The 12,349-nt window shown below is 68.3% G+C and carries 11 protein-coding genes; 3 read left to right on the forward strand and 8 right to left on the reverse strand.

The features are described 5' to 3' along the window. Nucleotides 1-289 precede the first annotated feature (289 nt). Entirely contained in the window at nt 290-1,627 is a 1,338-nt protein-coding gene (locus tag VF665_RS16850) for an amidohydrolase family protein (protein WP_331054610.1), read from the forward strand. Nucleotides 1,628-1,787: 160 nt separating this feature from the next. On the opposite strand, the gene VF665_RS16855 is transcribed toward VF665_RS16850, so the two are convergent. Next, entirely contained in the window at nt 1,788-1,970 is a 183-nt protein-coding gene (locus VF665_RS16855) for a hypothetical protein (protein WP_331054611.1), read from the reverse strand. Nucleotides 1,971-2,205: 235 nt separating this feature from the next. On the opposite strand from VF665_RS16855, the gene VF665_RS16860 reads away from it, so the two are divergent. Further along, nucleotides 2,206-2,934: a hypothetical protein gene (locus tag VF665_RS16860; RefSeq protein WP_331054612.1), complete on the forward strand. Its 729-nt coding sequence runs from the start codon at nt 2,206-2,208 to the stop codon at nt 2,932-2,934. 279 nt (nt 2,935-3,213) lie between these two features. Here the strand turns inward: VF665_RS16860 and VF665_RS16865 are convergent, their stop codons facing one another. The 7 genes from VF665_RS16865 to VF665_RS16895 form a co-directional block, all read right to left on the reverse strand. Continuing rightward, nucleotides 3,214-4,056 (reverse strand): prephenate dehydrogenase, encoded by an 843-nt coding sequence (locus tag VF665_RS16865; protein WP_331054613.1) that lies wholly within the window; start codon nt 4,054-4,056, stop codon nt 3,214-3,216. 7 nt (nt 4,057-4,063) lie between these two features. Beyond that, nucleotides 4,064-5,344, reverse strand: a complete 1,281-nt coding sequence (gene tyrS, locus VF665_RS16870; RefSeq protein WP_331054614.1) for a tyrosine--tRNA ligase — start codon at nt 5,342-5,344, stop codon at nt 4,064-4,066. Between the two features lie 621 nt (nt 5,345-5,965). Then, a complete protein-coding gene (locus VF665_RS16875) occupies nt 5,966-6,754 on the reverse strand; it encodes a M48 family metallopeptidase (RefSeq protein ID WP_331054615.1) in 789 nt (262 codons plus the stop codon). Between the two features lie 219 nt (nt 6,755-6,973). Beyond that, nucleotides 6,974-7,306: a chorismate mutase gene (locus VF665_RS16880; RefSeq protein WP_331054616.1), complete on the reverse strand. Its 333-nt coding sequence runs from the start codon at nt 7,304-7,306 to the stop codon at nt 6,974-6,976. After that, nucleotides 7,303-8,355: a 3-deoxy-7-phosphoheptulonate synthase gene (gene aroF, locus VF665_RS16885; RefSeq protein ID WP_331054617.1), complete on the reverse strand. Its 1,053-nt coding sequence runs from the start codon at nt 8,353-8,355 to the stop codon at nt 7,303-7,305. Before aroF ends, VF665_RS16880 begins: the two co-directional genes overlap by 4 nt. Before the next feature lie 299 nt (nt 8,356-8,654). Further along, nucleotides 8,655-10,115 (reverse strand): hypothetical protein, encoded by a 1,461-nt coding sequence (locus VF665_RS16890; RefSeq protein WP_331054618.1) that lies wholly within the window; start codon nt 10,113-10,115, stop codon nt 8,655-8,657. Nucleotides 10,116-10,651: 536 nt separating this feature from the next. Beyond that, nucleotides 10,652-10,894 carry a hypothetical protein gene (locus tag VF665_RS16895; protein WP_331054619.1) on the reverse strand — a complete coding sequence of 81 codons (243 nt, stop codon included), beginning with the start codon at nt 10,892-10,894 and terminating at the stop codon, nt 10,652-10,654. Between the two features lie 435 nt (nt 10,895-11,329). Here VF665_RS16895 and VF665_RS16900 point away from each other — a divergent pair. Beyond that, nucleotides 11,330-12,349: LodA/GoxA family CTQ-dependent oxidase (locus tag VF665_RS16900; RefSeq protein WP_331054620.1), on the forward strand; the 1,020-nt coding region annotated here is incomplete at its 3' end.

Here is a 12,349-nt window from a genome sequence, read left to right on the forward strand (position 1 = left end):
TCCACGTCCGAGGCTTCAACTGCCTTCCGGATGCCGCGCACATCCCCGGATCGCGCGACCACGAGTGTCGCTTACTCCGAGTCGCAGGTGCACTCGTCGGAGCGGCGGACGCGCGGGAGAGGGAATTGTTGCGCCCGGGTCGGTGGCCGCACATCCACAGAACAGACGACAGTAGCGATGCGGTCCGGGTCAGACGGCGGATGCGGGGCAACGCGCGTGACCGCTATTCTCCATCCAATGCGGACCGTCCCCGTGTCGCGCCGTCCACTCGTACCAGACCAATCCACCGATGCTGATTCGCACCTCGGCTGCGCGCGTGCTCACGGCCGCGCTCGCCTGCATGGCCGTCCCCCACGCCGCGCGGGCGCAGGAGGGCGATCCGGCGGAAACGGTCATCGTCATTCACGCGGGGCGGATGTTCGACAGCGAGCGCGGGGTGATGCTGCCGAACCGCGACATCCTGGTCCGTGGACGCCGCATCGAGCAGGTGGGCGAGCGCATCGCCGTACCCGCCGGGGCGCGCGAGATCGATCTGCGCAACCGGACCGTGATGCCGGGGCTCATCGACGCGCACACGCACCTGCTGCAGCTCATCCGCCCCACGCTGAACGACACGGAAACCGAGCAGATGGTGGTGCAGACGGTAATGGAAGGCACGCCGCTCCGCGCGCTTCGCGGAGCGGCACGGGCGCGCACCTTTCTGCGGGCGGGCATTACGACCGTCCGCGACCTGGGCAACAGCGGGCGGTTCGGCGACGCGGCGCTGGCGACGGCCATTCGCGAAGGGAGCGTGGAAGGGCCGCGGATGTTCTACTCCGGCCCCGGACTCAGCCCGGAGGGCGGCCAGTACGTGGGCGTGCTGGCGGAGCATCCGGAGATCGTGGGCAACGACTACCGCATCATCCGCGGCGCCGCCGATGCGGGGGCGGCGGTGCGGGAGGCGGCGGTCCGGGGTGCCCGCGTGATCAAGGTGTACGCCGACAACACGCCCAACAACGCCAGCCTTTCGGCGGATGAACTGCGCGCGGTCGTAGAAGAGGCGCGGCGCGCGGGCCTTCCCGTGGCCGCGCACGCCACCACGGACGCCGCCGTCTGGCGCGCCGCCGATGCGGGGGTCACGACCATCGAGCACGCCTACGACGCCGCGGACAGCACGTTCCGGTTCATGGCGCGCCGCGGCGTGGCCTACGTGCCCACCGAGATCAGTTCGCGCATGCTGGACCGCGCCATCCGCCTCACCGCGCCCGCGGGCGGCGGGCCGGACGCCGCATGGCGTACCCGCTACCTGGAGCGCGGCCGCGACCGCATCCGCCGGGCGATGGCCGCGGGCGTGACCATTGTGGCGGGATCGGACTACTACCAGGACTTCCAGATGCCGCAGGGTGAAGGCGCGCGCCAGGCGCTGTTCGCGTACTACGAGGCCGGAATGCCCGCCGCCCGCGTGCTGCAGGCGGCCACCATCCACGCGGCCCGCGCGCTGGGCGAGGACCGCCTGGGCGCCATCAAGCCCGGCGCGTTCGCTGACCTGATCGCGCTGGACGGGGACCCGCTCACCGACTTCGGCGCGGTGGAGCGCGTGGGTTTCGTGATGAAGGACGGAGAGGTGTACGTCGGCGAAGGGAACTGACGGGAGCCGCGCTGAAGCCGCAGGCCCGTCCCTCTCTGCGTGCGTGTGTTGGCAGAGGGAGGGCCGCGGGGGACCCGCGGAGGCCGGTGGCGCGCATGGCGGCGGATCTGTCCGATCCCCGCGGGGCGGCGCGAGGCGAACCTCGCGCCGCCGTGCGCGATCAGCAGTTGGCGCAGCCGCCGGTTTCGCAGCCGGGGCCATTGGTGATGTTGGTGCACTCGTCCCAGCCCTGCGTAGCCGGACACGCCCGGGGATCGGTGTTGGTCAGCAGCACCGACGGTTCGCCGCCCGGGGCGGCCGCAAAGGATTCCACCGCGAGTTCGTCCGGGTTGAGCTTGAGCATGGCTGTCTCTCCGCGCCGTAGTGAAAGCAGTGCGCCCCGGCGATTTCCGGGTGCGCATCCCCAACATACGCGTATCGTCCTGAAAGGAAATGCCGTCGGGACGCATCGCCGGGTGCGGGACGGCGGAGGGGCCAGGTCGTGGCCTTCACGATGGTACGTTTGAAGAAAACACATGTGCGCCGCCGTACGGAAACACCAGATCCACGATCCCCTGCGTTTCAGCCCAGGACAAGGAATGATTCCGCACCGCTCAACCACAAAGGTCATCCCTGACGGGGAAGTCGCCTGGGCGGCGATGGCGGCCTTCTGCCTGGCCACGGCGACTCTTCTGCCCCCCGCGAGCGCGGCGGTGACGCTGGGGGCGGGCGCCGTCGTATACGGGCTGGTGGGTGTAGCCGCATGGTTGCGGTCTCACCACGTCCTGATGCTGACCTGGGTGATCATGGCGTCCATGGTCGCGATCATGTTCTGTACTCGCGCACGGTCCCGCACGCCCATTGAGCACGTGATGCTGATCGGGATTCTGGCGGGGCACGCGGCGGGGCTGCGGTACGTAGCGCTGCGGTACCCGCCGGCGAAGCGCCGCAGCCGGCCGGTTCTGCTGCGTGAGGCGCTGCGCCGGGGCGCGGTGGCCGCCGGGATCGTCAGCGCTGTCGCCACCCCGCCCATCCTGGTTGCCGTAGTGGACGGAGAACCCGCAGCGCTGATCGTTTACCCGGCCTATTTTGCCGGATTTCTGGGTGCCGCGGTCCTGTTCTGGCTGCTCCAGCGGATCACGCATCACTCCGCGGGCCTGTACCTCGCCGGCGCACTGGGTGGGTTGTGTCTGTACGCGGCGTGCGGTGCGGTGATCGTGCTGGGCGGGCCCCCCGATGTGGAACCCGCCGTGATGCTCCTGAGCGGGCTCGTGGCCGGCGGCATCGTCGGTCCGGCGGTCGCGTTCAAGCTGGCGCGGGACGGGTAGGGCGGGCGAACGGAACGGCACCCGCTGGCGGCCGATGCCCCGCCGGATGGACTCAGTGCCGGCACGCCGGAGCGGATGAATCTGCCGCGTGGACCGTGGAGCCCGGGGGGCCTGAGCGGTTGAAGCAAATCCGCCGCTCCGAAGCGGAAAGCCCCGGCACGTGGCCGCTGTCTCGTCCACGTCCGGAGCTACGACCCACCGCGCGGAGGGCTCGGTGCGAATCCATCCGCGCGGGGACCGGCGTGCCGAATCCGATGCCCGGAACCGCGGGCCGCGGTCCTACCCCTCTTCTCCGTGCCAATCGCGCGCGGCGGTGAGCAGGCTCTGCAGCCGCGCCCCGTCGCCGTTGCGGAGGGCGTCACGGATCTCGCGCACTTTCGCCACCATCCTGTCCAGCGCAGGGATGATCTCCTGGGCGTTGTCGCGGCCGATGTCCGTCCACATCGCGGGCGAACTGCCGGCCAGGCGCGTCACGTCGCGCCCGCCCGGGCCCAGTTCCGCGCGCGCGACACCCTCATCCGCCAGCGCGGCCGCGAGCGCGGACGACACCATCTGCGGAAGGTGGCTCGTCCACGCCAGCCGCCGGTCGTGCTCCGCCGCGCCGATCATCTCCGGGACTCCGCCCACCATCGCCCACAGCTCCCTGGCGAGTTGCAGCGCCTCGGTTCCGGCGGACGGCGCGGGCGCGAGAAAGACACGCGCACCGTCGAACAGTCCCGTGCGCGACGCCTCCCATCCGCTCCGGTGATCGCCGGCCAGCGGGTGCGACCCCACGAAGCGCGGCCCCAACCCCATCCCCTCCGCCGCCTCGACGATGGACAGCTTGGTGCTGCCTACGTCCATGATCAGGCGCGCGCGCCCGAACCGGTCGTCCATGAGCGCCACGGCCTCCAGCGCGGCCCGGACCGGGAGCGCGAGGATGACCACGTCTGGCTGCTCGCCGTGCACCAGCGGCGTCGCGATGCGCTGAAGCATCGCATCGCGAACCGACCGGCCGTCCCGGTCCGACGCGAGAACCCGGATTCCGCGCGCGGCCAGGTCGCGCGCCAGCGATCCGCCGATCAGCCCCAGGCCGAGGATGGCGACGGACCGGATGCCGGCCGGCGGATCGGAAGCCGTCATCGTGCGCTCAGCCCACCAGGCGCACGACGCGGTTCTCCTTTTTTCCCTTGCGGAGGATGAGGACTTCGCCGTCGATGGCGTCTTCCGCGCGAACGCGCTGGTCCGGCGAGCCGACGCGCGCGCCGTTCAGCGAGATGCCGCCGCCCGAGATCAGACGGCGCGCCTCGCCCTTGCTGGCGGCCACCCCCGCCTCCGCCAGCAGGTCCACGATCCCCACGCCCTCGCCGCCGAACCGCTCGCGCGCGGCTTCCGTGGACGGCACGTCCGCGAACACGTCCAGCAGTTCCGCCGCGGGAAGCTCCTGCGGCGCCGTGCCGCCGAACAGCACGCCCGTGGCGCGTTCCGCGCGGGCCAGCCCGTCATCCCCGTGCACCATGCGGGTGACCTCGGTCGCGAGCCGGCGCTGCGCGGTGCGGGCGGCGGCGTTGCCCTCGTGCTCGCGCACCAGCGCCTCGATCTCGTCCACCGGCAGGAAGGTGAACGCCTTGAGGTAGTGCGCCACGTCACGGTCCTCCGTGTTCAGCCAGAACTGGAAGAAGCGGAAGGGTGAGGTGCGCTCCGCGTTCAGCCACACCGTTCCCGCCTCCGTCTTGCCGAACTTGGCGCCGCTCGCCGTGGTGATGAGCGGCTGCACGATGCCGTGCGCCTGCTTGCCGCGCGTGCGCCGGATGAGCTCCGTGCCCGCCGTGATGTTGCCCCACTGGTCGGTGCCGCCCAGTTGCAGCAGCGCGCCGTGGCGGTCGCTGAGCTCGGCGAAGTCGTACGCCTGCAGCAGCGAGTAGGCGAACTCGGTGACGGAAAGCCCGCCTTCCTGCTCCATCCGGCGCGAGACGGAGTCCTTGGCGAGCATGTAGTTGATGGTGAAGTGCTTGCCGACGTCGCGCAGAAAGTCGATCAGGCCCAGGCCGGCCAGCCAGTCGTGGTTGTCGACCAGAAGCGCGCCGCCCGGGCCGGTGAAGTCCAGAAAGCGCTCCAGCTCCGCGCGGATGCCGGCGACGTTTTCCATCACCTGTTCGCGCGTCTGCAGCTTGCGCTCGGCCGTCTTGCCGCTGGGGTCGCCGATCATCCCCGTGCCGCCGCCGACGAGGGCGATGGGCCGGTGCCCCGCGCGCTGCAGCCGCGCCAGCGCCATGATCTGCAGCAGCGAGCCCACGTGCAGCCCGGTGGCTGTGGGGTCGAAGCCGATGTAGCCCGTCACCGGCCCGGCGGCCAGAAACTCGCGCGCGCCCTCGGTGCTGGTGTGGATGAGCCCGCGGGCCTGCATGTCGGCAAAGAAATCGATCGCCATCATCCGTCTCCGTTGCACAGGCGGGGGATGCCCCGCGCCTGAAATCTTTTTGTGTCCCTCGCGCCGCCGTGGCGCGACAGTCTAACAGGTGGGGGCTGGATGGGCATCCAGGGGAGGGCCCTTCCCCCCCCCGTGCAAACTGCGGACGGACGGGGGAGAACGGCACAAACGCGCGTTCCCCAAGGTGCCGGTGCGGCGGAAGGAGGCCCCCTCCCCCCAGCCCCCTCCACCCGCTCCGCGGGACAGGGGGAGCCGTTCGGCGCGGAAACGGACGTCGGTGTGCGTCCGACGCTCCGCGGGCCCCTCCCCCGGCCCCTCCCCGTGCAAACCCCGCACGGAGAGGGGAGAAGTCACACCGGGTTCTGCGTCTGGCTTCGGTTCAGGCTCGGTCGTGGAGGCGTCAGCGGCCGCGAGCCGGGGCTTACCGCTTTTTGAGCGGCGGATTCATCCGCTCAGGACCGCCGAGGGATGCTGAGAACCCGCGTGTCACGGCTCGCTCTCCGCCGCAACAACCCTCCCCCAGTCTGTTTCGGGGGAGGGTGGGCCGGTGGTGCCGGCCCGGGTGGGGGCCGCCCTGGAGCCCGCCATTCACGCCGCACCCTGCCCGAAACCGCCGTCGATTCACCGCGTGGGCGCCGGCCGTGATCCCAACTGGCGCACGCGGGCGCGAAACGCCTGGTACTCGGGTGTGTCGTCGGTCAGGCGCGCGCGGTCCACGTTGAGCGTGCGGATGAGCGTGCGCGCGTTCACGACCCGCTGCTGGCTGGTGGGATGCGACGCGAACCACTTGTCCAGCATCCCCGGCTGGCGCTTCTGGTCCGCCAGCATCTGCTCAAAGAAGGTCGCCACCCCTTCCGGATCGTATCCCGCCGCGGGGAGCGTCCGCACGGCGCGCGCGTCGGCCTCGCTTTCCGCCTCGCGGCCGTACTTGGCGAACACCGCCGCCCCGCCCGCCTCGATGGCCGCGCGCTCCAGCTGCCCGGGGTCGCGGTCCAGCACCACGTAGACGATCGTCACCAGGATGTTGGCGCGCCCTCGCTTCTTCATCTGCTCGATGCCGTGGCGCTCCGTGACGTGCGCGATCTCGTGCCCCAGCACCCCGGCAAACTCAGAAACTTCATCCGCGCTCTCGATCAGGCCGCGGTTGACGAAGATGTGGCCGCCGGGGATGGCGAACGCGTTCACCTCCGGCGAATCCACCAGGTAGAAGGTGTACTCTCGATCCGTGCTGTCTGCCCGCGAGGCGAGGTGGTTGCCCAGCTTGTTCAGCGTGGCCTGCGCGACGGGATCGTTGATGATGCGCACCTGCTGCCGGATTTCCGCCGCGTAGGTGTCGCCCATCTCCGCCTCGTCCTTCAGGCTCACGTCGCCGCACGCCGCGAGCACGGGCGCCACGATTGCCGTTATCATCCGGAACGGCGCCCGTCGATTGCCCGCGCGAAAGCATCCTGACATCGTCATCCGCATCTGTATCGGCCCCGGTTCACCCAGCGTGTGTCCACCCGATCACCTACACGTTGCGCGCCACCCCTCATCCGCCGCGCAACCCATCTCTCCCCGCGCCACCGCCCGCCCAAACACACCCGACTGGACGCCCACTTTCGTACTTTCGTACTTTCGTACTTCCCTTCAATCCCCCTCCAGCTGCACCCGCCGGCACAGCCCCACCAGGTGCCAGAACACGTATCGCACGTCCTCCTCCGGCACGCCGGCGTCGCGGGCCAGGGCGCTCGCGCGGCGCACGACCTCCGCCTCGCGCGCGGGATCCAGCACGGGCATCCCCAGCGCGCGCTTGGCCGGACCCACGCGCCGCGCCAGCGCGACCCGCTCCGCGATCAGGTCCACCATGGCGCGATCCAGTTCCTCGATCTCGCCGCGGATGGCGAGGAGATCGTCCGCGGGGCCGGGCGCGTCCGCAGCCGTCGCGGTCTGCGCGGATGATCCGGGATCGGCGACGCTCATGCGGCCTCCGCGCGGCGCGGCGTCACCGGCTCGGCGAGGGTGCGCCCGGCGGCGGCGGCAAACGGACGGATGTCGCGCATCAGCCGCTCGAAGTTCTCCATCGTGAGGGACTGGTCGCCATCGGACAGGGCCTGCTCCGGGCAGGGATGCACCTCCACGATCAATCCATCCGCGCCCGCGGCGATGGCGGCAAACGAGAGCGGCGCGACCAGGTCCGCGCGGCCGCCTGCGTGGCTGGGGTCCACCATCACCGGAAGGTGCGTCTCGGCCTTGAGCACGGGGATGGCGGCGATGTCCAGCGTGTTGCGCGTGGCCGTCTCAAAGGTGCGGATGCCGCGCTCGCAGAGGATGACGTCGCGGTTGCCCTGCGCCATCACGTACTCGGCCGCCATCAGCAGTTCCTGCACGGTGGCGCTCAGCCCGCGCTTGAGCAGCACCGCCCGCTGCACTCGCCCCACCTCCGACAGCAGCGCGAAGTTCTGCATGTTGCGCGCGCCGATCTGCAGCACATCCGCGTACTGCGCCACGAGTTCCACCTGCCGCGTGTCCATCACTTCGGTGACGATGGGCAGCCCGGTTTCGGCGCGAACGTCGGCCATCATCCGCAGCGCGGCCTCGCCCAACCCCTGGAACGCGTACGGCGAGGTGCGCGGCTTGAAGGCGCCGCCGCGCAGCATGCCCGCCCCGGCCGCGGCCACGGAGAACGCGGTCTGGCGCAGCATGTCGCGCCCCTCCACCGAGCACGGCCCGGCGATGACGGCCAGCGCGCGCCCGCCCACCTCGGCCGCGCCGCCCACGCGCACGATGCTGCGGTCCGCGCTGAACTCGCGCGACGCCAGCTTGTACGGCTTCATCACGGGATGCACGGATTCTACGCCGGCGATGCTGAGCAGCGCCGCTTCCTGCAGCCGCGACTCGTCGCCGATGCAGCCGATGATGGTGCGCGCCTCGCCTCGCGACAGGTGCGTGCGCATGCCGAGGGTTTCCACGCGTTCGCGGATGTGGTCCAGCTCGGCGTCGGTGATGGACGGGCGGGTGACGATGATCATCTCGTGCGTCTCCTGACGGATCGTGGATGGTTGTGGCCGCCGGTCCCGGGAACAGAAAAGGGGCTCCCGGAACGTGTCCGGGAGCCCCCTCTGGCCTGTGCCGCGTCCTGAAAGCTACACGCGCGCACCGAGCCACGGAGTCCCGGAGGGGAGCCCGTAGTAGCGATAGCGGCGGTAGGAGGTCGCGGTGGTCATGGGATCAAGGGTAACGAGGAACGTGGCGGAGGGCAAGACGCCTCTCCGCGCACGAATAGTGAGCACCGGTGCACTTAGCGCCCCAGACGTAAACGACTGTCCGGTCAATTCACACCGAAGATGGAACGCGTGATATCACTTACGAGATTTTTGCCCGACCGATGGTCGCCGGGCGTTTTCGGGATGGTGAACATGTAACGTTCATCTTCGAAATACGTAGCTTTGGCGTGCTTGCCTGCGTCTTCTACCGAAAACCCGATGGCCTCCAAAGCCTTGCGCTCGGAAGATCCGAACTTGCTCATCTTTGACAAAGCAGCTTTGAGATCGGCCGTAATCTCTTCCGGCGTGGAGCTCGGAGGATTGGCGCGCAACACACTATCGATGATGTTATCCCAGTGAGACCCAGGGACTACTGATGCACGCCCTACTGCGAGAACACGGACGACTGCGTCACGCATCTCTCCGGGGTAGTACTCCTGCTCATCCCCACGCTTCAAAACACCGTCGCTGACGTCGGTTGATGACGCTTGGTAGCGCCGTATCACCGCTTCCAATCGTCGAATCTCGGCCTCGGCTTCGTCTAAACGGTTTTGCTTTCGCCCAAGGTCTGCATCGAATTCAGCGATGTACTTCTCAACCTCAGTTGATCCAGTAGAGCGCAGCTGCTCCAGACGAACGCGCGAGAGGGCTTCTTGGACCGACGACCATGTTCCTTCATAGCGCGGCCGCACACCGATCAAGGCCAGACGAAGCGCCCCTTCAACTTCTCGCTCCAGCTCCACTTTGCTTCTGAACTGCCGCGGCGCAAAATACTCCGGCTTCCCTACGGCCCCAGGCCAGTAAATCCCAATCTCACCGTTGTAGGCGTTAATTCCGCCTACTTGGCGCGAAAGAGCGAACGAAAAATGCCGTGAGGGCTCAACAACCACGTGCGCCATACCAGCTACCCACTTCGCCAGCCTCCTTGCATCAGCCCCGCTCTGCCCCCCGCGTCCGACACTGACATATACAACAGGCAGACGATTCCGGGCCAACCCGCGGATCAATGATGCTGCGAGGTCGACCTCATCTTCCGCTAGAACTACCGGAACGTCGCCGATCTGAAGGATTCCGTCAAAACCGCCTCCGAGTCGCTCGAACAGCGGTTTCAGGAAGTAGGGTTTCTTCGGAATCGGAAGTGCTAACCCCGGCAGCAAAAGGTTACAATCAAGCCGTACCGATATCCAGAGCCCATCTTCAGCCGCGTGACCAACAATCTCGGTGGTCCATTCGCGTTCACCTCTCTCAACCCAGACCTGCCGAATACCAGCCCACTGCTGTCCATCTGCAGCAACGCGAGCAATGGCAACGTGCTGGCCTCCTGCCTCGTAGTGCGTAACGGCACCCGATGGATGATCGCTGAAATGGGCAGCAGTCCACTCGCTGTAGGGACTTCCTATCAGCCACTCCTTCGCAAGGGGGATCAAATCATCGGGCGATTTCCCCGCCGACCCCGGAAACTCCGTTGCCCACACCAGCATCCGCTTCTCCTTGGTTTCGGAGCACTCGTCAATAACAATGGACAACGCCGGCGGTAGTCACCGCACCAGTGCCCGGGCGCGTTACGTCAGGGGATACTGAACCCGGTGCTCACGCCCGTGAACTGGTGCTGGTTTGCGCAGTCCTTCAGCGAATTTGATCTCGATGGTCATGCGAGCCGCATGCTACCATCTGAACACCTGGCCCCTCAGGCAGAAACAATGCTCAGCCTAGGGAGCCTTGTGCCAACGTTTGCGGGCGGTGATTACCCGCAGCAGATGCGGGCACAAGCTCCGCGCGACCATGATATCGTCTGAGCCCGCAGATTGCGACTTCCAGCCGGCAACGGCACCTAATGTGTCTATGCTCCAAGAAAATTCGTGCATATTCGGCACCCCTCGTCCCCCGCTAGATCACGGCCGTGGCACGTTCGGAGGTCCGTTATAGGCACGAACCTCTACCGATCTGTATTAGAAGCCAAGAGCCCCGGCGCCTGAACGGCGACGGGGCTCTCGTCATCTCGCGTACTGCGGGCGCCATCCGGTCGAGAGGACGAACCCGTCTCCCCCCGCATGGCGGGCGGCTACATCTCGCAGGCCGTGTTGGGCGTGGGTGCGCAGCAGATGCTGTTCTGGCAGGTGTGCGAGCAGTCGTAGCCGCTCTCGGTACCGCCGCCGCCACCACCACCGCCGCACGGGATGCAGTACGTGTAGCCGGTCGGCTCAAAGATGGAGAGCGCGCGAACGGTGCCGCGACCCTCGGCAAGCTCGGCGGTGGAGAAGCTGTCGACCCGCAGCGCGTCCAGATCCAGGCGTACTTTCTTCATGGCGGCGATCCAGGATAGGCGTGAAACAACATTCGACACTCTTTGTATACGCCGAATTTCCGCAGATGTCAACAGTCATCATCCGGCCCGCATCGGCCACCATGGGCACATTCGGGCATCTACACTCCGTAACTGTCGAGCATCGCGGAAAAACTCTCCATCCACCCTGCACAGCTCGCAGGAGCCCCATCCCTGGCACTGTGCCGCATCATCGCTCCCGCCGCCCGGGCTCACATCGCCCGCGTCGCGGAAGCCTGCATCCATCGGGCATCTCACGCGTCGCGCCCGTCATCCACTGAATCCGGAGAGACGAATACCGCGCTCCGATCTGGCGGCGCGCGCGGCGGCGCCGTAGACTTTTCCCGCCACTTCACGGCACCCCCAGCCGTGGCCGAAGCCGGCGCCCTCCCCATCATCCATCCGGAGACCCTTAGAATGAGTGAAACAAAGATCGTCCGCTGCGCCGTGTACCCGCCGATCGGGTGCGCGCGCGTGGGGAACAGCGAGACCGGCTACTTCATCGGCCCGGAGGTGCCCGGGCGCGCGGACGAGCCGGAGGACGGGTACAAGACGGAGGGACGCATCAAGCGGCAGGGCGCGCGCTTTCGCGTGTACGGCTTTGACGAGGGCGGCCAGGTGGTGGAGGAGCTCACCCTGGACCGCGTGCAGAACGTGGAGTGGTCGGTGCACGTGGCCAACAAGAAGGCCTCGTGGTACGCCTTCAACAACTCGCTGGACCTGCCGGTGGTCGCGCCGGAGCGTACCCCGCTGATGGCGCCGGGCATCTCGGCCGTGCAGCGCAACCTGAACGTGCTGGGCGCCGAGGCCCGCGCCAGGCTCAACATCGATCCCGGCGCGCACCACATCCACGGCCGCGACCAGCAAGGCCCACCCATGGCGGGCGACTTTCAGGGCACGAGCGTGACGCTGGGCCAGCTGCGCACCGACGCGCAGGGGCGGCTCATCGTTCTGGGCGGGCATGGCCGGTCGGATTCGCCCTCCCCGGCCAACCCCATCCAGAACTTTTCCAACAACAACGGCTGGTTCGACGACATCAGCGACGGGTGGGTGCGCGCGCGGGTGACGCTGGAAGACGGAACGGTGATGGACGCGGAGCCCGGCTGGGTGTTCACCGGGCCGCCCGACTACGCGCCCGGCATTCAGCCGCTCATCACCCTGTACGACCTGCTGCGCACCGTGGCCGTGGACGCGGGGTGGCTGCAGGCGCCCGAGCGGCCGTCGTTCACCGCGGACATCTGGCCGCTGCTGAACCGGCTGGGCCAGCTGCAGTGGGTGAGCGAATCCGCCAACCTGCAGTACGGGTGGGAGACGGAGTTCGACTTCCTGAATCCCGCGGTGATCGAGCGGCTGGCCAGCCCGTCGGAGGCGAGCCGGCCGGACCGCGAGCGCATCTTTCAGCGGCTGCGCTCACCGGCGTACGACATGCCGGGCGAC

This window comes from Longimicrobium sp. (assembly GCF_036387355.1).
Lineage (GTDB): Bacteria > Gemmatimonadota > Gemmatimonadetes > Longimicrobiales > Longimicrobiaceae > Longimicrobium.

Excerpts from the sequence above, each read along its gene's own strand:
- tyrS (WP_331054614.1), bottom strand. The coding sequence starts at position 5,344 with ATGGCGATCGATTTCTTTGCCGACATGCAGGCCCGCGGGCTCATCCAC.
- VF665_RS16875 (WP_331054615.1), bottom strand. The coding sequence starts at position 6,754 with ATGATAACGGCAATCGTGGCGCCCGTGCTCGCGGCGTGCGGCGACGTG.
- VF665_RS16860 (WP_331054612.1), top strand. The coding sequence starts at position 2,206 with ATGATTCCGCACCGCTCAACCACAAAGGTCATCCCTGACGGGGAAGTC.
- VF665_RS16855 (WP_331054611.1), bottom strand. The coding sequence starts at position 1,970 with ATGCTCAAGCTCAACCCGGACGAACTCGCGGTGGAATCCTTTGCGGCC.
- VF665_RS16850 (WP_331054610.1), top strand. The coding sequence starts at position 290 with ATGCTGATTCGCACCTCGGCTGCGCGCGTGCTCACGGCCGCGCTCGCC.
- aroF (WP_331054617.1), bottom strand. The coding sequence starts at position 8,355 with ATGATCATCGTCACCCGCCCGTCCATCACCGACGCCGAGCTGGACCAC.
- VF665_RS16895 (WP_331054619.1), bottom strand. The coding sequence starts at position 10,894 with ATGAAGAAAGTACGCCTGGATCTGGACGCGCTGCGGGTCGACAGCTTC.
- VF665_RS16880 (WP_331054616.1), bottom strand. The coding sequence starts at position 7,306 with ATGAGCGTCGCCGATCCCGGATCATCCGCGCAGACCGCGACGGCTGCG.
- VF665_RS16865 (WP_331054613.1), bottom strand. The coding sequence starts at position 4,056 with ATGACGGCTTCCGATCCGCCGGCCGGCATCCGGTCCGTCGCCATCCTC.